Origin of the sequence: Salinimonas lutimaris, from assembly GCF_005222225.1 — a bacterium.
GTDB lineage: Bacteria > Pseudomonadota > Gammaproteobacteria > Enterobacterales > Alteromonadaceae > Alteromonas > Alteromonas lutimaris.
Genome location: NZ_CP036536.1, coordinates 3,533,724 through 3,557,343, shown reverse-complemented (window position 1 = coordinate 3,557,343; position 23,620 = coordinate 3,533,724). Strand labels below are relative to the sequence as shown.

Below are 23,620 nucleotides of genomic sequence, written 5' to 3'. Positions count from 1 at the left end.
TGCAACAAGCGAAATGGACATACCTATGTGTAGTGGTTTGAAACGGATTGAAATCCTAATGAATATTTACTGTTTACAGTAGGCATTGATTAGGGTTTTTTACCCTAAAGTGAAATGATTCGTCATTTTGCGTATGTTCTTTAACAATTTGGAAAGCTGATATTAGTAATCAATCAAAATTGAGTAACTGAGAATATCGAAAGATGTTCTTTCAAAAGCTACTCTATCTGATTCGAATTACTTGTTATCGATTTGATTGATAACAAGGATATTCACGATTAGCTTGTCATGCATACAACATCACCAAAGCCCGAAGTCAAAAGGCGGGCAGGTCAGGTTGTTATACTTATCTTAATAAGTGGTAACAGCCGATGATTTGGTTTTTGTGCAAGCGGACTGACGAGTGAGGGAAGGCGCATACATTGAGTATGTAACTGACTGAACGAGGAAAAACGCGCCGCACAGGAAGCAAAGCAGATGGCTGTTTTGGGTTGTATGGTTAAGTGACAAAGCGTATACGGTGGATGCCTTGGCAGTTAGAGGCGATGAAGGACGTGTAAGTCTGCGAAAAGCTGTGGTGAGCCGACAAAATGCATTTGAGCCACAGATGTCCGAATGGGGAAACCCACCTGTTTACAGGTATCGTTACATGAATACATAGTGTAACGAGGCAAACGAGGGGAACTGAAACATCTAAGTACCCTTAGGAAAAGAAATCAACCGAGATTCCCCTAGTAGCGGCGAGCGAACGGGGAGCAGCCCTTAAGCATTTTATAAGTTAGTGGAAGCCTCTGGGAAGTGGCGCGATACCGGGTGACAGCCCCGTACATGAAGACGAATTAAATGTGAAATCGAGTAGGTCGGGACACGTGTTATCTTGACTGAAAATGGGGGGACCATCCTCCAAGGCTAAATACTCCTAACTGACCGATAGTGAACCAGTACCGTGAGGGAAAGGCGAAAAGAACCCCTGTGAGGGGAGTGAAATAGAACCTGAAACCGTATACGTACAAGCAGTGGGAGCCACTTCGTGTGGTGACTGCGTACCTTTTGTATAATGGGTCAGCGACTTATATTTGGTAGCGAGGTTAAGTAAATAACGGAGCCGTAGCGAAAGCGAGTGTTAACTGCGCGTTGAGTTGCCAGGTATAGACCCGAAACCCGGTGATCTAGCCATGAGCAGGTTGAAGGTTGAGTAACATCAACTGGAGGACCGAACCCACTGACGTTGAAAAGTCAGGGGATGACTTGTGGCTGGGGGTGAAAGGCCAATCAAACCGGGAGATAGCTGGTTCTCCCCGAAATCTATTTAGGTAGAGCCTCGGACGAATTCCATTGGGGGTAGAGCACTGTTAAGGCTAGGGGGTCATCCCGACTTACCAACCCTTTGCAAACTCCGAATACCAATGAGAACTATCCGGGAGACACACGGCGGGTGCTAACGTCCGTCGTGGAGAGGGAAACAACCCAGACCGCCAGCTAAGGTCCCTAAATATTGCTAAGTGGGAAACGATGTGGGAAGGCATAGACAGCTAGGAGGTTGGCTTAGAAGCAGCCACCCTTTAAAGAAAGCGTAATAGCTCACTAGTCGAGTCGGCCTGCGCGGAAGATGTAACGGGGCTAAGCAATATACCGAAGCTGCGGCAGCATGTTTACATGCTGGGTAGGGGAGCGTTGTGTAAGTGGATGAAGGTGAACTGTAAGGTTTGCTGGACATATCACAAGTGCGAATGCTGACATGAGTAACGATAATGCGGGTGAAAAACCCGCACGCCGGAAGACCAAGGTTTCCTGTCCCATGCTAATCAGGGCAGGGTAAGTCGGCCCCTAAGGCGAGGCAGAAATGCGTAGTCGATGGGAAACGGGTTAATATTCCCGTACTTGTATAATCAGTGATGGAGGGACGGAGAAGGCTAAGCAAGCCTGGCGTTGGTAGTCCAGGTGAAAGTGAGTAGGCTGAAGAATCAGGAAAATCCGGTTCTTCAAGGTCGAGACACGAGACGAGCTCCCAAGGGAGTGAAGTTGTTGATGCCCTGCTTCCAGGAAAAGCTTCTAAACTTATGATTATATGAACCGTACCCCAAACCGACACAGGTGGTCAGGTAGAGAATACTAAGGCGCTTGAGAGAACTCGGGTGAAGGAACTCGGCAAAATAGTACCGTAACTTCGGGAGAAGGTACGCCCCTGAAGGTGAATGCTTCGCGCAGTAAGCTTTTGGGGGTCGCAGTGACCAGGTGGCTGGGACTGTTTATTAAAAACACAGCACTCTGCAAACTCGAAAGAGGACGTATAGGGTGTGACACCTGCCCGGTGCCGGAAGGTTAATTGATGGGATTAGCGTAAGCGAAGTTCTTGATCGAAGCCCCGGTAAACGGCGGCCGTAACTATAACGGTCCTAAGGTAGCGAAATTCCTTGTCGGGTAAGTTCCGACCTGCACGAATGGTGTAACCATGGCCACGCTGTCTCCACCCGAGACTCAGTGAAATTGAAATCGCAGTGAAGATGCTGTGTACCCGCACCTAGACGGAAAGACCCCGTGAACCTTTACTACAGCTTGGCACTGAACATTGAACCTACTTGTGTAGGATAGGTGGGAGGCTTTGAAGTATGGACGCCAGTTCATACGGAGCCGACCTTGAAATACCACCCTGGTATGTTTGATGTTCTAACTTAGACCCTTTATCGGGGTTGAGGACAGTGTCTGGTGGGTAGTTTGACTGGGGCGGTCTCCTCCCAAATAGTAACGGAGGAGCACGAAGGTTAGCTAATCACGGTCGGACATCGTGAGGTTAGTGCAATGGCATAAGCTAGCTTAACTGCGAGACAGACACGTCGAGCAGGTACGAAAGTAGGTCATAGTGATCCGGTGGTTCTGTATGGAAGGGCCATCGCTCAACGGATAAAAGGTACTCCGGGGATAACAGGCTGATACCGCCCAAGAGTTCATATCGACGGCGGTGTTTGGCACCTCGATGTCGGCTCATCACATCCTGGGGCTGAAGTCGGTCCCAAGGGTATGGCTGTTCGCCATTTAAAGTGGTACGCGAGCTGGGTTTAGAACGTCGTGAGACAGTTCGGTCCCTATCTGGTGTGGGCGTTGGATGATTGATGGGAGCTGCTCCTAGTACGAGAGGACCGGAGTGGACGAACCGCTGGTGTTCGGGTTGTGATGCCAATCGCATTGCCCGGTAGCTACGTTCGGAACGGATAACCGCTGAAAGCATCTAAGCGGGAAGCCGGCCCAGAGATGAGTCATCCCTGACCTTTAAGGTCTGGAAGGGTTGTTGTAGACGACGACGTTGATAGGCAGGGTGTGGAAGCGTTGTAAGGCGTTAAGCTAACCTGTACTAATTGCCCGAAAGGCTTAACCATACAACCCAAAGCGGCCGCAGGCTGTGAAGGTTGTAGTGACAAGCTAAGCATATAGAGTAGTGTTACTCAGTTTTGATTGAATATCAGTTTTTTCCAGATTGTACGTTATCGATGACACATCGGTAACCACCAGTTTTTGTCTGGCGGCCATAGCGATACGGTCCCACCTGATCCCATTCCGAACTCAGAAGTGAAACGTATTAGCGGCGATGGTAGTGTGGGGTTTCCCCATGTGAGAGTAGCACACCGCCAGACTCCTCATTAAACGAGAAAGCCCACTCATTTGAGTGGGCTTTTTTCGTTTATGCGCAGCACGCTGCGCTACATCATATGAAAACCCAACCCATCGGGACTGTTCGGGTTACTTATCACCGCCTGATATCTGTAGTATCTATTCATCCGTGAAGCATAGTCCAGCTCGGCATCCATGCCTCGCGCGCCTCACTCTCGGCGTGCCACCGGCACCCCTCGTTCGCTACGCTCACCGTTCACCGCCCCCATGTGAGAGTCGTATTATCAAAGAGTAATAAATTCCTTGTACACACACCCAATATACTGTCGCCCCTGCGAAAGCAGAGATCTCCGATTCTCCGTCATCCCCGTGAAAACGGGGATCTCGTGAACAGCCTGACTGATTCAAAACATCCTCTTTGATAGGTAGTCATGCTCCCAAAAGAGATCCCGGATATCGCTGTGCGATTCCGGGACGACGGGAGGGATAGTAAAACGTCATCCCTGTGCAAAAGGGAATCTCTATCATACCGTCGCCCCTGCGAAAGCAGGGGTCTCGTGAACAGCCTGGCTGATTCAAACCATCATCTTTGATAGGTAGCCATGTTCCCACGGAGATCCCGGATATCACTGCGCGATTCCGGGACGACGGGAGGGAGTAAAACGTCATCCCTGTGCAAAAGGGTATCTCTATTATACCGTCGTCCCTGCGAAAGCAGAGATCTCCGACCCTCCGTCATCCCGGTGAAAACGGGGATCTCGTGAACAGTCTGGCTGATTCAAAACATCATCTTTGATAGGTAGCCATGTTCCCAAGGAGATCCCGGATATCACTGCGCGATTCCGGGACTACGGGAGGGATAGTAAAACGTCATCCCTGTGCAAAAGGAATCTCTATCATACCGTCGCCCCTGCGAAAGCAGGGGGCTCGTGAACAGCTTGGCTGATGCAAAACATCATCTCTATAGGTAGCCATGTTCCCAAAAGAGATCCCGGATATCGCTACGCGATTCCGGGACGACAGGAGGGATAGTAAAACGTCATCCCTGTGCAAAAGGAATCTCTATCATACCGTCGCCCCTGCGAAAGCAGGGGTCTCGTGAACAGCCTGAATGATTCAAAATACTACTTAACCAATTTGCGGGAGAGATGCTCAAAAAGAAAACATGTAAGAGCAACGACAAAAGCGTGATACAAAACTTGGGTCGAGTTTACCCACCCCAGAAACATCGAGAAAATACTACATAGTATTGATAAGCTAACTAACAAACCGATTTTTTTCAGCATTCTTCTTCTCCAGAGACCTGCGATATTTTCCGTCAGAATGTAAAATAACACTTAAACGGAAAATGCAGCTGCAAGCTGTTTTGTATATTAAAGTGAGTCGCAGAGTAAAACGAGTTTAGGTTTAGATCAGTTATTTGCGTATTGACCTCTTTTCAAAGGTATCCATGTTCCCAAGGAGATCCCGGATATCGCTTTGCGATTCCGGGACGACGGGAGTGGAAGGCATCATTTATTGGGGGGGAAACATTCCACAGAAGCCCCTGATACGACCTACCGCCATGTCCGTGAAAGCGAGGGTCTCCAATATACCGTCGCCCCTGCGAAAGCAGGGGTCTCGTAAACAGCCTAGCTGATTTAAGACATCATCTTTAAAAGTAGTCATGGCCCCGTACAAAGGGAATCTCCTTTATACCGTCGCCCCTGCGAAAGCAGGGGTCTCGTGAACAGCCTGGCTGATGCAAAACACCATCTTTTAAAGGTAGTCACGTTCCCACGGAGATCCCGGATATCGCTGTGTGATTCCGGGACGACGTGAGGGAGCAAAGCGTCATCTTTCAAAGTAATCATGAACAACTGGTCTCCATTGCGATTACAAGTATAATGCAGGAGTTAGTTAGTAGAAGGTTGTAAAAATTAATGCTACGGAGTATTGCGGTAAAGTCTCTTGTGGAGCCTTACCTCCCACTGACCCGGCTAAAACATCGTCTGAAGTTTAGCAAACCGAAGGTCAGACTGGTTGGTGTTGCGAAAAATGAGGGGCGCTACCTCGCAGAATGGATTCTTCATCATCTATATTTCGGTATTGATCATATCGAAGTGCACTACAACCAGTGTGATGACAACACTGTGGCCGTAGGGGAGTATTTGTCCGCAAAATACCCTGTGTCTTTCATAAATGCAGATAACCAATTTGCGCCCCATCTGAAGTCACCTCAGGTAGGCGTATATTTATCAGCTATAAGCAAAGCTTACAGGGAGGGTTATTCTCACGTCCTGTTCCTGGATGTCGATGAGTTTCTTGTGCCTAAAGATCTGTCAAAAGGTGTGCATGAGCTGATTAGCGATAAGCGCTATTTTGACGTAATAAGTAATAACTGGTGCAACAAACTCGAAGATACGTCTTTGTTTGGCAGAGCACTTGAACAAAACATGACACTGGAAGTTTCTCCAACCGTTAAATCGATGGTGAAAACGTTTGTCACTCCGCCTGTTATGAACCCTCATAATGTAGTGAGTAATAAACTGCGTTATACCATGAGTGGAACAGCACAATTTGCGTCTGACAGAGAGGATATGTCTAAGGTAACTGAGCATCAGTCCAGGTTTAAAGACGCTGACTTTTTTGTTCTGCATCGCCAGTATCGTAGCCAGATTGAATATGTCGCCATGCTCGGCCGAGGCCGGCCGATTGAAGCAGCAAAACAAAAATCGATATTTAAAAATAACCGCCGTGGCTACAATATCAATACTGGCAAAACAGCGCTTAAATTTGATCAGTCTGCATTTGAAAAATACGCTGACTACCTGGACGAGCACATGAACTCTCCAGAATTGCAGGCTCTGCACAAAGAAGCTCAGCAGATGGTAGAGTCACGCTATCAGCAGGTTGTAAAGATGATAGCCAATGCCCCTTCGTCTGAACGGTCTTTGCTGAGTCGGTTATTGAAAAATATTAATTTGCCAGAGGTCAGCAGTGCATTTAAACAAATGCGTTCTGATAAGGCGGCAAAAGCAAGCTCAGATGCGTAGTCTTTCTAAACTAGTTAATGCAACAGGATTAACCCGCTCGTTAAATAAGTCTCTTCATGAATTAAGGATGTTATCCGGAATTAAGGTTAAACTGGTCGCTATTGCAAGGAATGAAAGTGCCTACCTGGCTGAATGGATTTATCACCATCTTTACTTTGGCTTTGACCATATCGAGATTCACACGAATCACTGCTCGGATAACACAGATCAATTATTAGCAGCGATTGGTCATCCTTCGGTTACTGTCATAAACGCGGATGACTGCTTTAGTGGTGCTGCCGACTCTCCTCAGGTCAGAATTTACAGAGAGGCGTTCTACACGGCATGGCGGCAAGGCTACACGCATTTGATGTTTCTGGATATTGATGAGTTTTGGGTACCGGCAAATTTAAAAGATTCTATTAACAGCTGGATAAAGCGGCATAAGCACACCGACATAATGTGTTTTAGCTGGCTGAATAAAACCGACGAGCACATCCCATTTGGCCATGTTATAGACAACTGCCGGTTTGAGTTTGAAGCAGCAGAGCAAGTGAAGTCTGTTTACAAGACTACCGTCACGCCTGTCACCATGAACCCGCACAATGTTATAGACCATACGCTTACCTACTGTCGGGATAATGGAGATAAGTATGCTCCGATTAATGAACACTTTTCCCGGACTTTACCTCTTGTGCCTCCTTTCACGCAGGAACGTGCTTTTATTATTCATCGAAAGTACCGAAGTGAGAAAGAATATATTTCTATGCTGGGAAAAGGCCGCCCTATTGGTACAGCTGCTACGCAATCTATATTTAAAGATAACCGGCACGGTTATATAAAAAGTAATAAAAAACATTGCTGGGTATTCGGTTCTACTGCATTTACACGGTATCAACGCTTTATGTTTGCGCAGTTGCAGAACGATGAGATTCAGACACCAACCGGTCAGGGCCAGGCTTTTGTTGATAAGCGATATAAGGAAGTACTCGACCTGATTGAAACTGCACCAAAAGAGGAGCGGCAGACGCTGAATCGTTTGCTTCGTCATGTTAACGATGCAAATGCGCTGGCCGCCTTTCAAGAGTTTAAACAGTCCCACGGACTTAGTTGATTTCATCAGTGTCGTCTCTTTCCATCTACCTGCGCATGTCCTAATATGACGGCACTTTGAAACTCCACGCTCAGGTGTCAGGTGCCGTCACTTCAAAATTACCATTCTTTTCATTTGCAGGCTGAAGCTCAGCAGCTCGAAACCTTTCATGATGTTCCTTCTGCATTATCACTATGCAGGCAATATCCGCAGCATTATTTGTTGGGCGAGGGCAGCAATACGGTCTTTATTGAAAATTATGATGGTGCGGTACTGCTTAACCGGATTACGGGTATAGAAGTATCCAACAGTGATACGGCTGTTAGCTTACGGGTTGGTGCTGGCGAGAACTGGCACAACCTGGTTACTACTGCATTAGCGCAAGGCTGGCACGGGATGGAAAATCTGGCTTTAATCCCTGGAGCGGTTGGTGCATCGCCCATTCAGAACATCGGTGCTTATGGGCTGGAGGTGGCTGATTTTATTACCTCGGTGGAAATGGTGGAGCTTGCTACAGGGCTAACACAGGTCCTGAATAATGCTGAGTGTCAGTTTGGTTATCGCGACAGCATATTTAAGCAAGCCTTACTGGGGAAGGTGATTATTACGCATGTGAATTTCTGCCTGCCTAAAACCTACTCGCTGAATACTCGCTACGGCGAGCTCAAAGCTCTCGAGAACCCGACAGCACAGAGTATTTATAATGAAGTGATTCGGGTTCGCCGGGCCAAACTGCCAGACCCGGACGTGGCAGGGAACGCGGGTAGCTTTTTCAAAAACCCGGTGATCAGTGCAACGGCTTTCAGCAAACTACAGGCACGCTATCCTGAGGTTCCTCATTACCCGGTTGCAGATGATAATGTAAAAATTCCCGCTGCCTGGCTGATTGATCAGGCAGGCTATAAAGGAAAACAGGTAGGCAAGGTAAAGTGCCATATTACTCAGCCGTTGGTACTGACAAATCTGGGGCAGGCAACTGGTTCTGATGTGGTATTGTTAGCCCGTGAGATCATGGATACGGTAAACACCAGATTTAATGTGGCGCTTGAGCCGGAAGTTCGTCTGGTGGGTAAAGAAGGATTAGTCAATTTATGAAACATGCCTCCAAACTGATTCGCCAGCATATATTGTCACTGTTATCGGACGGGCAGTTTCATTCCGGAGAGGTCATAGCACAGCAGGTCGGGTTATCCCGTACCGCAGTGGCTGGTCATATCAGTCAGTTGTCAGACTGGGGACTGGATGTGTTCAAGGTAAAAGGTAAAGGGTATCGCCTCAACCGGCCGTTTACGTTACTGGATGCAGATAAAATCAAACGCCACTTACCAGGCAACCGCTTGTCAACAGTACAAGTTGCGTCAGTGCTTGAGTCGACCAATACCGAACTGAAAAAGAAAATTGCCAATAACCGCGATGAGCTGGCCAATGGCGACACCCTGTTTTCAGAAATTCAGACTGCCGGACGCGGTCGGCATGGCAGGCAGTGGCTGGCTCCGGTGGGCGGAAGCCTGACCTTTTCAATGTACTGGTCATTTCCAGACGGTTATCAGAGTATGGCCGGGTTATCACTGATGGTGGGCGTGGCGATTTGTGAAGCGCTGCGCCGGATGGGAATTGATGATGCCCAGGTGAAGTGGCCCAACGATATTTATCTGGGAGGCAAGAAGCTGGCTGGTGTACTGATAGAAGTAGAAGGGCAGATTGGTGCCACAGCGCATTCGGTCATTGGTATTGGCCTGAATGTGTATGTGCCGGCTGCCCAATATGATGTTGGCCAGCCACATACCGATTTATGCAGCGTACTGGCCAGTGAGCCGGATCGTAATGAACTGGCTGCACACCTGGTCGACTCTTTACATCATCATCTGAATGATTTTGCTGCCTTTGGCTTTGGTAAATTTGTTCCTATCTGGGAATCGCTGGATTTATTTGCTGATAAGACCATTGTTTTGCAGATGGGCGAGAAACGCTTTAGCGGTATTGATTGTGGCGTTGATGCCAGCGGTGCCTTATTAGTAGAAACCCGGGATGGCATAATGCGGTTTCATGGTGGTGAGGTAAGCCTGCGTGGTATGTGAAAATCAGGTATTGCTGGTTGACGCCGGCAATACCCGGGTCAAGTACGTTACGCTGGATAAACTGAACGGTAACGTGGCAGTGTGCGACAACCTGACTGCATTATTAAATAAGGTGTCATTGCTGGGCAATATCCATCATATTTTTCTGGCTAACGTGGCCTCCGATGAAAATGAGGCCTTACTGCATCAGTTTTGTGCGGCAAATCATATTCAGCTGCATATCATTGTTACAGAAAAACAGCAGTTCGGACTACTTAATAGCTATGCTCAGGTAGATAAAATGGGGGTGGATCGCTGGCTGGCAATGATAGCTGCACACGAAATGACCGAACAGGCATTTGCGGTGATAGATATTGGTACGGCCATCACCTGTGATTTTGTGGCAAACGGTCAACATTTAGGCGGTTGGATTACGCCGGGCTACCAGCTGATGAAAGAAAGTCTGGTAAAAAATACCGCCAGGGTGTTTGCTGATGATCGCATTCCCGAGGATTTTTCTGTTGGCCAATCCACTCAGGATTGCGTGTCTTTTGGATGCCAGGCAGCGGTGCGTGGTGTTTATTTAAGCGCGGTTGATTATTTGTCGAGCAAACAAACGGATTTTTCCATAATAATTGGGGGTGGAGGTAAAAATATGCTTGCATTCGCTCAATTCAATGGTAGCATCCTCGTCGCGAATTTGGTGGTGCATGGCCTGGCGCGATATGCCAGAAGTTTACTTCTGACATAAGCCTCGAAAGTTGTTAAGTGGTTCAACGTTCGAAAAAAAATTGAAAGAAATTTCAAAAAAGCACTTGCACTGAGTAAATGTTTACTCTAGAATGCGCACCCACTTGATGAGGAGCCGACTTAGCTCAGTTGGTAGAGCAACTGACTTGTAATCAGTAGGTCGCCAGTTCGATTCCGGCAGTCGGCACCATTCATCAATCTCTGGAGGGGTACCCAAGCGGTCAACGGGAGCAGACTGTAAATCTGCCGGCTCAGCCTTCGCAGGTTCGAATCCTGCCCCCTCCACCACTTTTTCTATGAGGTGGCCAGAGAATTAGGATCGCGGGCATCGTATAATGGCTATTACCTCAGCCTTCCAAGCTGATGATGCGGGTTCGATTCCCGCTGCCCGCTCCAATTAGTGTGCTGATATAGCTCAGTTGGTAGAGCGCACCCTTGGTAAGGGTGAGGTCGGCAGTTCAAATCTGCCTATCAGCACCATTCTTCTCCCCAGCTCATATTTTATATCTAAATATTTAAAAAGTTTCTAAATAACTTTGCTGGGAAAATAGAAAATGGCAAAAGAAAAGTTTGAACGTTCCAAGCCCCACGTAAACGTGGGTACTATCGGCCACGTTGACCACGGTAAAACCACTCTGACTGCAGCTATCACTACTGTACTTGCTAAAGTACACGGTGGTGACGCACGTGCTTTCGATATGATCGATAACGCACCTGAAGAAAAAGCTCGTGGTATCACCATCTCTACTTCTCACGTAGAGTATGACACTCCAAGCCGCCACTACGCGCACGTTGACTGCCCAGGACACGCTGACTATGTTAAAAACATGATCACCGGTGCTGCTCAGATGGACGGTGCTATCCTGGTAGTTGCTGCGACTGATGGCCCTATGCCTCAGACTCGTGAGCACATCCTGCTGGGTCGTCAGGTTGGTATTCCTCACATCATCGTGTTCATGAACAAATGTGACATGGTTGATGACGAAGAGCTGCTTGAGCTGGTAGAAATGGAAGTTCGTGAACTTCTTAACGAATACGAATTCCCAGGCGACGATCTGCCTGTAATCAAAGGTTCTGCTCTTAAAGCCCTTGAAGGCGACGCAGAGTGGGAAAAGAAAATCGTTGAACTGGGTGAAGCCCTAGATTCATATATCCCAGAGCCAGAGCGTGCTATCGATAAGCCGTTCATCCTGCCAATCGAAGACGTATTCTCAATCTCAGGCCGTGGTACTGTTGTAACTGGTCGTGTTGAGCAAGGTATCGTTAAAGTTGGTGAAGAAGTAGAAATCGTTGGTATCAAAGATACGACTAAGACTACTTGTACTGGCGTTGAAATGTTCCGTAAGCTTCTTGACGAAGGCCGTGCTGGTGAGAACGTTGGTGTTCTTCTGCGTGGTACTAAGCGTGACGAAGTTGAGCGTGGTCAGGTACTTGCTAAGCCAGGTTCAATCACTCCTCACACTCAGTTTGAAGCTGAAGTATACGTACTGAGCAAAGACGAAGGTGGCCGTCATACGCCATTCTTCAAAGGTTACCGTCCACAGTTCTACTTCCGTACAACTGACGTAACTGGTGCTGTACAGCTTCCAGAAGGCGTAGAAATGGTTATGCCTGGCGACAACCTGAAGTTTGTTGTTGACCTGATTGCTCCAATCGCGATGGACGAAGGTCTGCGCTTCGCAATCCGTGAAGGTGGCCGTACAGTAGGTGCTGGTGTTGTATCTAAGATCATCGCGTAATATCGATGTCTTAATGCACACAATGCATTAGAAGAAGGCGCTCATATGAGCGCCTTTTTTGTGTCTGTTTGAAACCCGCCCGTCGTCCCGGAATCGCTCAGCAAAAGCCTCGTCGTCCCGGAATCGCGTAGCGATATCCGGGATCTCTTTGGAACGCGGCTCACTTTATTCATGACTTCTGTTAACGTAGCCAGACTGCTTAAGGAGATTCCTGCTTTCGCGGAAATGACGGATGGGGCACGGGGATGACGGAAACTGTCTTCGTCCGAACCGCATAGCGGTATCCGGGATCTCCCTGAGACATGACTCACCCGCCGTCGTCCCGGAATCGCGTAGCGATATCCGGGATCTCTTTGGAACGCGGCTCACTTTATTCACTACTTTTATTTGCGTAGCCAGACTGCTTAAGGAAATATCTGCTTTCGCGGAAATGACGGATAGGGCACGGGGATGACGGAAAGAGTCGTCGTCCCGGAATCGCGCAGCGATATCCGGGATCTCTTTGAGAATATGACTCACTTTATTCAGTGCTTTTATTTGCGTAGCCAGGCTGCTTAAGGAGATTCCTGCTTTCGCAGGAATGACGGATGGGGCACAGGCATGACTCAACCGCCGTCGTCTCGGAGTCGCATAGCGGTATCCGGGATCTCCTTGGTTCATGACTCACTTTATTCAGTGCTTATATTAGCTCAGCCAGACTGCTTAGGAGGTCCCCGTTTTCACGGGACGACGAACAAGGCACTGGAATAGTGCGCTCTCCCTGCAACATGACGACCTCAAACCAAAAGTCTTACCTGCCACAATCTTTTAACAATTACCTTATATGCTGATTCTTTGGAGTCGTACTGATTGGCTTGATGAAGGAAGAGTAACAGTGGCAGGTTTGAAGTTTGATTCAATAAAATCCCGGTTATTATTAATGACCCTTATCTGTGTGCTGGGAATGAGCATGTTGGTGGCAAGTCAGTATATTTTTACTCAGCGGCTGGTTACGCTTAATCAACAGCGGGACATGCTATTGCGTCTGGGACAGGATTTATTGCAAATGCGCCGGCATGAAAAAGACTTTTTGCTGCGCCACCAGATTGATTATTTTAACCGTTTCAACAGCCGGGCGGCGCAGTTTAATCATCATCTGAACAAACTTACTCCCTTGTTCAACCGGTTTGCACTGCCGATTGAACAGTCTGGTGAGCTGGCAGAAGGGCTACAGCGGTATCAGCAGTTATTTCACGAGGTGGTGAAGTTGCAGCTGCGTATCGGGCTTACTTCCAACGATGGATTACATGCACAACTGACAGAAACAGAGAAACAGCTGACAACACGGTTCAATACCGGGACGGTGATATACGGACAGCTGATGGCTGCGCGTATCGCGGCCCGGGACTTTATGGCCACCCGGGATAAAGCGTATATTCAGGCCTTTGAACAGGCCATAGACAGCGTACGTCGACAGGGAAAATTCCCTACACAAAGCATGGAAGCCAGGCAGCTTGAGCAGTACGAACAACATTTTCAGGCGCTAAGCTCAGGGCTTATCAGGATGGGGGTGACTCATAATACCGGTTTGCGTGGAGAGTTTCGCAGCCAGGCACACGCCGTGGAAGAACAACTGCACAGTATCGATGTAGCCCTGCAGCCGCTGATCCGCGAGCAAGAGCAGCAGGTTCAGCTTTACGGTATTACTATTGCTGGTCTTACTTCAGTCGCACTGATCTTGCTGTTGATCAAAAGCTTTGCGACCTTTCATCGTTCCTTTGCTAATTTTGTGATGTTTTTCTATCGCTGCAAACGTCAGTATCAGCGCATCGACACCCGCCAGCTGGGCTTTGCTGAATTTAAATCCTTAGCCGAACTGGCCAATGAGATGGTAGAGTCGCGCAGAGATATTGAAGCGCAGCTGGCCTCGGCAAAAGCCCGCTTAGGCGAGGCAGAAGCCGGCAGCTCACATAAAATACAGGATGCATGAATGAAACACACGCAGTTAGGCAGTAGTGGCTTACAGGTAACAGATATCTGTCTGGGTACAATGACCTGGGGAATTCAGAATACTCAGGCGGATGCAGATGCGCAGATTGAGATGGCGCTGGACGCCGGTATCAACTTTATGGATACCGCCGAAATGTACCCGGTCCCCCCTGGTGAAAAGACCTATGCCGATACCGAAAGGTTTATTGGTAACTGGCTGGCCAGAAATCCGCAGCGCCGTAAAGAATTTGTGCTGATGACGAAAATTGCAGGTTCGGGTGTTCGCTGGATTCGCGAGGGTGGCAACATCACCGGTGATGCAGTACTGGCGGCAGTTGATGCGTCACTGGAGCGTCTGAATACTGATTATATCGATGTGTATCAGCTACACTGGCCAAACCGCACCACGGCGCACTTTGGTAAGCACTGGCCCGGCGCTACAGATCCGCGTCAGGTTGACCGGGAAGCAGAAGTGGCAGGAATGCGCGATATTCTTATCGGTCTGAAAGCAGCACTGGATAGCGGCAAAATTCGTCACTGGGGATTATCTGACGACAGCCCGTGGGGTATTCATACCTTTTTAACCCTGTGTAAGGAAATGAATATTCCCCGCCCGGTTTCTATTCAAAATGAATTCAGTCTGCTGCATCCTAAAGACTGGCCGTATCTGATTGAAATGTGTGAACTGGAAGATATTGCCTATCTGCCATGGTCACCGCTGGCAACGGGTATTCTTAGCGGTAAATATCTGAATGGTCAGGTTCCGCAGGGCTCTCGCTGGACACTGTCACAACGACATGGCCTGTACCGCAACACCCCACAAACGCATGCTGCGACGGCAAAATACGTGGATATAGCAAAAGATGCCGGGATGACACCCAGTCAGCTGGCCCTGGCATGGTGTCGACAAGTACCGGGAGTGCGTTCCACTATTATCGGAGCAACCAGTACCTCGCAGCTACAGGAAAATATTGATGCGTTTACCATCGAATTAAGCGAAGACACGCTGGCGCGCATTAGTGAAATACTGCAGGAATACCCGGCGACTTACTAACGAACAGTTACCAGTGAAAAAAAAAGCGCCGTGGGTCGTCCCCGGCGCTTTTTTATTGAATAGTACGCCAGCAGGGTTATTATTTGCTGGCCGAACTCCGTTTGTACTGAGTCAGTATCAGAATGCGTACTTGGCGGAAAACTGTATCCGGTTCATATCACCTTCCAGCCCCGCTTCAGTCTCACGCTTGGCGTAGGCGTATTCACCACCAAAGGTCAGCGAAGGTGTGGGTGAATAAAGATAGTTAACCCGTGTGCTCCAGGTACTTTCAGTGGCAGAAAGGCCGGTCAGGGCAACGTCGTTATCGGCTTCAAAAGCAGAAAACATGACCGAACTACGCGCTTTTTCAGACCACACATGCCGGTATGAAATGGCATAACCCATTGAATCGATGGCTTCCAGTTCATTGTTAGCATTAATCACCGCGCCATTGGCAGCATTCAGGGCGGTATAGCGTCCCATACCGGTACCGGCATTAAACATCATACGAATATCATCACCGTTATCCAGCATCACTTTGCCAGATACTGCAATACCAAAACTGGTCTCATCGTCATCGACATTCTCACCGTCATCGTAGGATAACTGACGAGCCAGGCCGGCGACTTTCACATAGCCCCAGTTCTGCTGCATGGTATAAGCGGCAATCAGGTCCGGCACCGCGTTGTCATCAGCAACTATCCGGCCAGCCCCACCAAACGGCGTCACGGTGGTTTCCGGATTTTCCAATGCTACCTGAAACCCTCCATTGGTGTAGCGAAGCATGGTTTGACGGCCAAAGGTAATACCGTCGGTAATCCCGATAAAATCCAGTGATTCAGGCAGGCTGGGCACATCCATAAAGGTGGTCCAGGTCTGGCCTATCAGCCAGTTTTTATATTCAATATACGCATGTCGTACCCGCGGCTGATAGGAGTTACTGATACGTTCATTGCCTCCTTCAGTCACAATGAAGTCCAGCTCCAGCACGCCTTTGATGCTATCGCCATTGTCGGCCGGTGTGTCGGTGGTAATGCGGAATCTGGACTGCCGAATATGCGCATCAAACTGCGATCCTTCATCATTACCGCCAACCGGGGTGAGGGAAGGAATATAAAAGTCACGACCTACACTGCCTGAAGATATCGTGCCGTCAGAGTAATTGCTGAACATCGCATCGGCTTTGATATAGCCTGAAAAGCTCATCTGTGTATTGCCTACCGCTGTGGTGGTTGCGGCTTGTGCTGTGTATCCGGCAACCGATAATGCGCAGATGACGGCTGTTTTTTTCAATGTGTGTGTCATCGGTCCTTCCCGTCTTTTTTATTTTAGTAAATGATATGTAAAATATCCGTGAATCTGTGTAGGGTGAACGATATCGAAGTAAAAGCAAATAAACACTTGGCCGGTTACGACCAAAGTCGTACTTCTTACTCATCAACTCATCTTGGTCCAAAGTGGGGCAGGGGTAAGACCAAAGTCTCATTTTGCTTTACCGGCAAGTCGTTACATTGATGTACCTATAGTATTTTCTCTTGGTTTTATGACATTGGAGGCTCAACCATGACAGCCAGCAAGACGTATCCTGTTCCTGAATATATCAAACAAAATACGCACCTGACCGAAGCTCAGTACACCAAGATGTATCAGCAGTCGGTACAGGATCCCGCCGGCTTTTGGGGAGAGCATGCCGGTTTTCTGGACTGGTACACGGCACCCACCAAAGTAAAAAACACGGTTTTCACCAAAGACGAAGTTGCGATTAAATGGTTTGAAGACGGTGAATTGAATGCCAGTTACAACTGTATTGACCGTCATCTTGCAGACAACGCAAAAAAAGTCGCGCTGTTCTGGGAGGGTGACTCTCCCGAAGATAGCGAGGAAGTGACCTATCAGCAGCTGCACTATGAGGTGTGTAAACTGGCAAATGGCCTGAAAAAACTGGGCGTAGAAAAGGGTGACCGGGTGGCGATTTATATGCCCATGGTGCCCCAAGCTGCCTATGCAATGCTGGCCTGCGCCCGGATTGGCGCTGTACATTCTGTAATTTTTGGCGGATTTTCGCCCAATGCGATTGCAGATCGTATCAACGACAGCGCGGCCAAAGTGGTAATCACCTCAGACGAAGGACGCCGCGGTGGCCGGGCTGTTCCACTTAAACAAAATGTGGATAAAGCCCTGGCCAATGGTGCGTGTCCGTCAATCACTCATGTTGTCTGCCATAAAGTGACCGGCGGTGATGTAGCCTGGAACGACAGTGTCGATGTGTGGTGGGAAGCGCTTACAGATGATTGTTCGGCGCAGTGTGAGCCGGAGGTGATGAACGCTGAAGATCCGCTGTTTATTCTGTATACGTCAGGATCTACCGGTACACCAAAAGGCGTGGTACATACCACCGGTGGATATCTGCTGTATTCCTCGATGACCTTTAAATATGCGTTTGATTACCAGCCTGATGATGTGTACTGGTGTTCTGCGGATGTGGGCTGGATAACAGGCCATAGTTATATGGTTTACGGCCCGCTGGCTAATGGCGCTTCGCAGGTATTCTTTGAAGGGGTGCCAACTTATCCGGATGTTCGCCGGGTAGCGCAGGTGATAGAAAAGTATAAAGTAAATAGCTTTTATACCGCTCCTACAGCCATTCGCGCTCTGATGGCGCATGGCGATAAGCCCGCCGAAGGATGCGACTTGTCGTCGCTGCGTTTATTGGGCACGGTGGGCGAACCGATTAATCCGGAAGCCTGGGATTGGTATCACCGTGTTATCGGGCAGTCCCGCTGCCCGATTATGGATACCTGGTGGCAAACTGAAACCGGTGGCCATATGATCACGCCGCTGCCGGGGGCAACAGAGCTGAAACCCGGGTCTGCCACCCGTCCGTTTTTTGGCATTCAGCCAGCTTTGTTTGACGCTGATGGTAAGGAGCTACAAGACGAAGCGGCTGGCAACCTGGTGATTAAAGACAGCTGGCCGGGACAGGCGCGTACGGTGTATGGCGACCATGAACGCTTTATTAATACTTACTTCAGTGCGTATGAAGGGGTGTATTTCACCGGCGATGGGGCAAAACGTGATGAAGATGGTTACTACTGGATCACCGGACGTGTTGACGATGTGCTCAATGTATCAGGCCATCGTCTGGGTACAGCCGAGATAGAAAGTGCGCTGGTGGCCCACTCCAAGGTGGCAGAAGCAGCGGTGGTTGGCTTTCCGCACGATATAAAGGGGCAGGGCATTTATGTGTATGTGACCCCGAATGACGGTGTGACGCCTGATGATGCGCTGACCAAAGAGCTGCGCGACTGGGTTCGTCAGGAACTCAGCCCGATTGCTACGCCGGATATGATTCAGTGGTCTTCTGGTCTGCCTAAAACCCGCTCGGGTAAGATCATGCGTCGGATCCTGCGTAAAATTGCCGCCAATGAGCATGATCAATTAGGCGATACGTCGACGTTGGCGGATCCGGCAGTTGTTGATACACTCATCGAACAAAGGCTGAATAAATAATAAGATAATGGAGTACCTATGATAACGCTGCTGATCGCAGATGATCACCCTCTTTACCGGGATGCCCTGAGAGGTGCGTTATCGTTAAGCCTGCCAGCTTTGAGTTTACTTGAAGCTGGCGATCTGACCTCTACGGTTAACATTTTGCAGGAGCAGGATGTTGATCTTCTTCTATTAGATCTGCATATGCCGGGCAGCAATGATTTGTTCGGTTTGCTGCATGTTCGAAAGCTGTTTCCTGAATTACCGGTTGCTGTGGTATCTGGCACTGAAGACGCGTCGATTATTTCAAAGATTGTAGGAGCCGGTGCGCTGGGGTTTATTCCTAAAACAGCCAGTTCTGGCGATATTGCCGAAGCGGTACAGGTTATTCTGGATGGTGATATCTGGGTTCCTGACTCTGTCAGCGAGCAGATTGAAGAGGTCGACGAAGCATTCGCGGAGTTAGCTGATAAGGTATCCAGCCTGACGCCCTCTCAGTATAAAGTCTTGTGCTTCATGCGCGACGGTCTGCTTAACAAGCAGATTGGCTATAATCTGGATATTGCCGAAGCAACGGTAAAAGCCCACGTTACTGCTATTTTCAAAAAGCTGGGTATCAATAACCGCACTCAGGCGGTACTGATTGCCTCCCAGCTTGAACTTGAGCCTCCTGCGTCCAGAACGTAGGAGCATGCCTCACGTTATTCAATGACTTTTACTTCCTCCTGTTGTCCCGGGCGCGTGCAGCAACGACCCGTCGTCCCGGAATCGCACAGTGATATCCGAGATCTCCTTGAAACATGACTCACCCTCTCGTCGTCCCGGAATCGCGCAGCGATATGCGGGATCTCATTGGAACATGACTCACCCTCTCGTCGTCCCGGAATCGCGCAGCGATATCCGGGATCTCCCTGGAACATGACTCACTTTATTCAGTGCTTATCTTAACGTAGCCAGACTGTTGACGAGATTCCTGCTTTCGCAGGAATGACGGACAAGGCGTGGAAATGACGGATAGAGCGCAGCAATGACGAGTAATGCATAGTAATGACGGAACCTTCGACCGGGTGGTGCTCACTTCGCCCCGGGGGCGTGCTGCAACAACCAGTCGTCCCGGAATCGCGCAGCGATATCCGGGATCTCCTTGGGACATGACTCATTTTATTCAGTGCTTATATTAACGTAGCCAGACTGTTGAGGAGATTCCTGCTTTCGCAGGAATGACGGATAGGGCACGGGGACGACGGAAAGCGTCGTCGTCCCGGAATCGCACAGCGATATCCGGGATCTCCCTGAGACATGACTCACTTTATTCAGTGATTATATTAACGTAGCCAGACTGCTTAAGGAGATTCCTGCTTTCGCAGGAATGACGGATAGGGCACGGGGACGACGGAAAGCGTCGTCGTCCCGGAATCGCGCAGCGATATCCGGGATCTCCTTGAAACATGACTCACCCTCTCGTCGTCCCGGAATCGCACAGCGATATCCGGGATCTCCTTGGAATATGACTCACTTTATATAGTGCTCTTGTTAGCGAAGTTAGACTGTTAAGGAGATCCCCGTTTACACGGGGATGACGGAAAAGGCGCAGGAATGACGGATAGAGCGCAGCAATGACGAGTAATGCACAGTAATGACGGAACCTTCGACCCGGTGGTGCTCACTTCGCTCCGGGCGCGTGCAGCAACAACCAGTCGTCCCGGAATCGCGCAGCGATATCCGGGATCTCCTTGGAACATGACTCACTTTATTCAGAGCTTATATTAACGCAGCCAGACTGTTGACGAGATTCCTGCTTTCGCAAGAATGACGGATAGGGCACGGGGACGACGGAAAGCGTCGTCGTCCCGGAATCGCGCAGCGATATCCGGGATCTCCCTGGAACATGACTCACTTTATTCAGTGCTTATATTAACGTAGCCAGACTGTTGACGAGATTCCTGCTTTCGCAGGAATGACGGACAAGGCGTGGAAATGACGGATAGAGCGCAGCAATGACGAGTAATGCACAGTAATGATGGAACCTTCGACCCGGTGGTGCTCACTTCGCTCCGGGCGCGTGCAGCAACAACCAGTCGTCCCGGAATCGCGCAGCGATATTCGGGATCTCCCTGGAACATGACTCACCCTCTCGTCGTCCCGGAATCGCACAGCGATATCCGGGATCTCCTTGGAACATGACTCACTTTATTCAGTGATTATATTAACGCAGCCAGACTGTTGAGGAGATTTCTGCTTTCGCAGGAATGACGGATAAAGCCCAGGAATGACGGGCAGATAGAGATCCCCGCTTGTGCGGGGATGACGGATAAAGAGCAGGGATGCCATAAGAAAAAAAGATTACAGAACAGTTTTACGGAAGCTGGTATTCCAGTTCCGGGTCAACAATAAGACGGCCGCTCATGGCTTCGCGGCCCAGTAACATCAGGTAGGTCATTTCTGAGCGATCAGTCAGGGTCAGCTGAATATCCCATTTTTGACCACCCATAACGATGGGAGTTTGAATCACATACCGGCGTTCGCGGGTGGCGGTTGAGCTTTTTACTCGCTTTTGACCCAGTACCTGAGCCTCGCGGCGAATAACCCGCTCCACATTATGAATGTCCGGGTGAATATCAAAACTCACCCATAGTTCATCGCCTTTCTCAAACTCATCAATATTATCCACATGCAACGATGAGGTCGTTGCGCCGGTATCTACCCGAACATGAAGGTCGGTGATTGCCAGCTTGGGTAAATCGCATAATTCCAGTGCGCCAACAACCTGTTTCTCGATGTTGTCAGTCATGCCTGCGGTTTCAGTCATGGTCTTCTCACTTTAATATGGTTGAATCGTTAGGAACCAGATTATCCTGTAATAGTTCAACATGTTCAGCTACTGACTCGGCCCGTTTGAAGTAAGCAATGTGATAAATTGCCTCACCTTCCTGTGCCAGCGGAATATTTTGTTTACCAATCACCACGCCTTCAGCGGGGCTGTAAATGGCTTCAAGAAAATCACCGTACGGGTCGGCAATGACAGCGAGTTTGTCACCTTTTTCAACATGGTCACCCAGCTGGGCCAGATGAGTAATAAAACCACTTTCCGGCGCCCGGACCCAGCCGCTTTCATTAGCCACAAACCGTTCTATCCGGTGTCCCTTGCTTTTGCTTTTATTAAGCATACCAAGGTGGCGCATGGTATTGATAATACCTTTAACCCCCGCCCGGATAGAAAATTCGTCGTAACGTAACGCCTGACCGGCTTCGTACAGCAGCATTTTAACACCGGCTTCACTGGCGGCTTCCCGCAGAGAACCATCGCGAATATCTGAATTTAACAGCACCGGTACACCAAATGCTTCAGCCATGGCCAGTACTTCTTCGTCATCCAGGTTGGCCCGGATTTGCGGCAAGTTACTGCGATGAATCGCGCCGGTGTGAAGGTCAATACCCACATCACACTTGCTCACCACTTCTTTAAAAAACAGATGAGCCAGCCGGCCGGCCAGAGATCCTTTTTTACTGCCCGGAAAACTGCGGTTCAAATCACGGCGATCCGGCAGATAGCGAGACTGGTTCAGCACACCATACACATTTACCATTGGTACTGCGATAAGCGTACCGCGTAAGCGCTCAATGGCTTTGGAGCGAATTAGTCGCCCTACAATATCAATCCCGTTGAGCTCATCGCCGTGAATGGCAGCTGATACAAACATAACAGGGCCGGGGCGCTTTCCCCGTTTGATATGCAGTGGAATACTCATATTGGTAGCAGTGTACAACGGCGGCATTTCCAGCTCGACCCGGGTGGTTTCACCCGGTTTGATCAGCTTGCCGCCAATCACTAAATCTGTCATGCAGTATTAACCCTTTCCTCTGGTCTTGGTATTATTGGGCGTCGCATTTTTTTCAATAAATTCGATAATCATGCCCGCCACATCTTTGCTGGTGGCATTTTCAATGCCTTCCAGGCCGGGGGATGAGTTTACTTCCATCACCACCGGGCCATTATTGGAGCGTAGTATATCTACACCACAACAGTTAAGTCCCATCGTACGCGCCGCATCTACCGCGCATTTTCGTTCTGCCGGAGACAGCCGGGTCAGACTGGCTGAACCACCGCGATGCAGGTTGGAACGAAACTCGCCAGGCGCGGCTTGTCGTTTCATGGCTGCCACAACTTTACCGCCTACCACAAAACAGCGAATATCTGAGCCGCCCGCTTCTTTGATATATTCCTGAACCAGAATACTGGCATTTAGCCCCATAAAGGCCTCAATGATAGACTCGGCCGCTTTTTGGGTATCTGCCAGTACCACACCAATACCCTGTGTACCTTCAAGCAACTTGATGACCACCGGCGCACCGCCCACATTTTTAATCAGGTCATCGATTTTGTCCGGGTGGTGGGCAAAGCCGGTACGTGGCATGCCAATACCCTTTCGCGACAGCAGCTGCAAAGAACGCAGCTTATCCCGTGAACGGCTGATGGCGACTGACTCGTTAATGCTGTATGTGCCCATCATTTCAAACTGACGAACTACCGAGGTGCCGTAAAAACTCACAGACGCTCCAATACGCGGAATAACCGCATCGTACCGGGGCAGCCGTTTACCTTTGTAACGCACAGAAGGACGAGCGCTGGTGATATCCATATAGCAGTGCATGGTGTCGATAATGTCGACTTCATGCCCACGTTTTTCACCGGCTTCTTTTAGGCGGCGGGTGGAGTAAAGTTTAGGGTTGCGTGAAAGTATCGCAATGCGCATAAAAGCGTCCTGTTTAAGCTAATATGCCGGGTCACAGCCCGGCTTCATCAAAGATCCAGCATAACCGCGATTTCCCTGCGCTGCACCTGAATTAATCTTATGCTGACGAAACGA

14 protein-coding genes, 4 tRNA genes and 2 rRNA genes are annotated in these 23,620 nt (G+C 49.2%); 16 read left to right on the top strand and 4 right to left on the bottom strand.

Going from position 1 to position 23,620, the window contains the following annotated elements:
* Positions 1-497 precede the first annotated feature (497 nt).
* The 14 genes from EZV72_RS15695 to EZV72_RS15630 all read left to right on the top strand — a co-directional run bounded on the left by EZV72_RS15695 (position 498) and on the right by EZV72_RS15630 (position 15,281).
* A 23S ribosomal RNA gene (locus tag EZV72_RS15695) occupies positions 498-3,374 on the top strand.
* 139 nt (positions 3,375-3,513) lie between these two features.
* Positions 3,514-3,629 (top strand): 5S ribosomal RNA (gene rrf, locus EZV72_RS15690).
* Between the two features lie 1,899 nt (positions 3,630-5,528).
* Entirely contained in the window at positions 5,529-6,641 is a 1,113-nt protein-coding gene (locus EZV72_RS15685) for a glycosyltransferase family 2 protein (RefSeq protein ID WP_137168113.1), read from the top strand.
* Complete coding sequence (locus tag EZV72_RS15680; RefSeq protein WP_137168112.1) at positions 6,586-7,734, top strand: glycosyltransferase family 2 protein; 1,149 nt, start codon at positions 6,586-6,588, stop codon at positions 7,732-7,734. The genes EZV72_RS15685 and EZV72_RS15680 overlap by 56 nt, the downstream gene beginning before the upstream one ends.
* An 81-nt stretch (positions 7,735-7,815) precedes the next feature.
* Positions 7,816-8,808, top strand: coding sequence for a UDP-N-acetylmuramate dehydrogenase (gene murB / locus EZV72_RS15675; protein WP_137168111.1), 993 nt, complete (start codon positions 7,816-7,818; stop codon positions 8,806-8,808).
* On the top strand, positions 8,805-9,791 hold the full coding sequence (birA, locus tag EZV72_RS15670) for a bifunctional biotin--[acetyl-CoA-carboxylase] ligase/biotin operon repressor BirA (protein ID WP_137168110.1): 987 nt from the start codon (positions 8,805-8,807) through the stop codon (positions 9,789-9,791). Before murB ends, birA begins: the two co-directional genes overlap by 4 nt.
* Positions 9,781-10,521, top strand: coding sequence for a type III pantothenate kinase (locus EZV72_RS15665; RefSeq protein WP_137168109.1), 741 nt, complete (start codon positions 9,781-9,783; stop codon positions 10,519-10,521). Before birA ends, EZV72_RS15665 begins: the two co-directional genes overlap by 11 nt.
* Positions 10,522-10,634: 113 nt before the next feature.
* Positions 10,635-10,710: transfer RNA gene (locus EZV72_RS15660), tRNA-Thr, on the top strand.
* 13 nt (positions 10,711-10,723) lie between these two features.
* Positions 10,724-10,808: transfer RNA gene (locus EZV72_RS15655), tRNA-Tyr, on the top strand.
* A gap of 33 nt (positions 10,809-10,841) precedes the next feature.
* Positions 10,842-10,916 (top strand) — tRNA-Gly (locus EZV72_RS15650).
* 8 nt (positions 10,917-10,924) lie between these two features.
* A tRNA-Thr gene (locus EZV72_RS15645) sits at positions 10,925-11,000 on the top strand.
* A gap of 74 nt (positions 11,001-11,074) precedes the next feature.
* The gene (tuf, locus tag EZV72_RS15640; RefSeq protein WP_137168108.1) at positions 11,075-12,259 is read left to right on the top strand and encodes an elongation factor Tu; all 1,185 of its coding nucleotides are present in this window, start codon (positions 11,075-11,077) and stop codon (positions 12,257-12,259) included.
* 874 nt (positions 12,260-13,133) lie between these two features.
* Entirely contained in the window at positions 13,134-14,228 is a 1,095-nt protein-coding gene (locus EZV72_RS15635; RefSeq protein WP_232364443.1) for a chemotaxis protein, read from the top strand.
* Positions 14,229-15,281 (top strand): aldo/keto reductase, encoded by a 1,053-nt coding sequence (locus EZV72_RS15630; protein WP_137168107.1) that lies wholly within the window; start codon positions 14,229-14,231, stop codon positions 15,279-15,281.
* A gap of 117 nt (positions 15,282-15,398) precedes the next feature.
* On the opposite strand, the gene EZV72_RS15625 is transcribed toward EZV72_RS15630, so the two are convergent.
* The gene (locus tag EZV72_RS15625; protein WP_137168106.1) at positions 15,399-16,565 is read right to left on the bottom strand and encodes a DcaP family trimeric outer membrane transporter; all 1,167 of its coding nucleotides are present in this window, start codon (positions 16,563-16,565) and stop codon (positions 15,399-15,401) included.
* Between the two features lie 258 nt (positions 16,566-16,823).
* Between EZV72_RS15625 and acs the strand changes: the two genes are divergently transcribed.
* Both acs and EZV72_RS15615 read left to right on the top strand, forming a co-directional pair.
* On the top strand, positions 16,824-18,770 hold the full coding sequence (acs, locus tag EZV72_RS15620) for an acetate--CoA ligase (protein WP_137168105.1): 1,947 nt from the start codon (positions 16,824-16,826) through the stop codon (positions 18,768-18,770).
* 18 nt (positions 18,771-18,788) lie between these two features.
* The gene (locus EZV72_RS15615) at positions 18,789-19,439 is read left to right on the top strand and encodes a response regulator transcription factor (RefSeq protein WP_137168104.1); all 651 of its coding nucleotides are present in this window, start codon (positions 18,789-18,791) and stop codon (positions 19,437-19,439) included.
* Between the two features lie 1,669 nt (positions 19,440-21,108).
* Here EZV72_RS15615 and EZV72_RS15610 read toward each other — a convergent pair.
* From EZV72_RS15610 to rimK, 3 genes are read right to left on the bottom strand one after another with little or no spacing between them, the layout of a single operon-like run.
* Positions 21,109-21,561 carry an ATP-dependent zinc protease family protein gene (locus EZV72_RS15610; RefSeq protein WP_408640821.1) on the bottom strand — a complete coding sequence of 151 codons (453 nt, stop codon included), beginning with the start codon at positions 21,559-21,561 and terminating at the stop codon, positions 21,109-21,111.
* A gap of 7 nt (positions 21,562-21,568) precedes the next feature.
* Positions 21,569-22,594 carry a succinylglutamate desuccinylase/aspartoacylase family protein gene (locus EZV72_RS15605; RefSeq protein WP_137168103.1) on the bottom strand — a complete coding sequence of 342 codons (1,026 nt, stop codon included), beginning with the start codon at positions 22,592-22,594 and terminating at the stop codon, positions 21,569-21,571.
* A 6-nt stretch (positions 22,595-22,600) separates the two neighbouring features.
* Positions 22,601-23,506: a 30S ribosomal protein S6--L-glutamate ligase gene (rimK, locus tag EZV72_RS15600; RefSeq protein ID WP_137168102.1), complete on the bottom strand. Its 906-nt coding sequence runs from the start codon at positions 23,504-23,506 to the stop codon at positions 22,601-22,603.
* Positions 23,507-23,620: the final 114 nt, after the last annotated feature.

What these genes read in the sequence shown, in the direction of transcription:
- EZV72_RS15685 (WP_137168113.1), top strand. Translation starts at nt 5,529, where the DNA reads ATGCTACGGAGTATTGCGGTAAAGTCTCTTGTGGAGCCTTACCTCCCA.
- birA (WP_137168110.1), top strand. Translation starts at nt 8,805, where the DNA reads ATGAAACATGCCTCCAAACTGATTCGCCAGCATATATTGTCACTGTTA.
- tuf (WP_137168108.1), top strand. Translation starts at nt 11,075, where the DNA reads ATGGCAAAAGAAAAGTTTGAACGTTCCAAGCCCCACGTAAACGTGGGT.
- EZV72_RS15630 (WP_137168107.1), top strand. Translation starts at nt 14,229, where the DNA reads ATGAAACACACGCAGTTAGGCAGTAGTGGCTTACAGGTAACAGATATC.
- EZV72_RS15625 (WP_137168106.1), bottom strand. Translation starts at nt 16,565, where the DNA reads ATGACACACACATTGAAAAAAACAGCCGTCATCTGCGCATTATCGGTT.
- acs (WP_137168105.1), top strand. Translation starts at nt 16,824, where the DNA reads ATGACAGCCAGCAAGACGTATCCTGTTCCTGAATATATCAAACAAAAT.
- EZV72_RS15615 (WP_137168104.1), top strand. Translation starts at nt 18,789, where the DNA reads ATGATAACGCTGCTGATCGCAGATGATCACCCTCTTTACCGGGATGCC.
- EZV72_RS15610 (WP_408640821.1), bottom strand. Translation starts at nt 21,561, where the DNA reads ATGACTGAAACCGCAGGCATGACTGACAACATCGAGAAACAGGTTGTT.
- EZV72_RS15605 (WP_137168103.1), bottom strand. Translation starts at nt 22,594, where the DNA reads ATGACAGATTTAGTGATTGGCGGCAAGCTGATCAAACCGGGTGAAACC.
- rimK (WP_137168102.1), bottom strand. Translation starts at nt 23,506, where the DNA reads ATGCGCATTGCGATACTTTCACGCAACCCTAAACTTTACTCCACCCGC.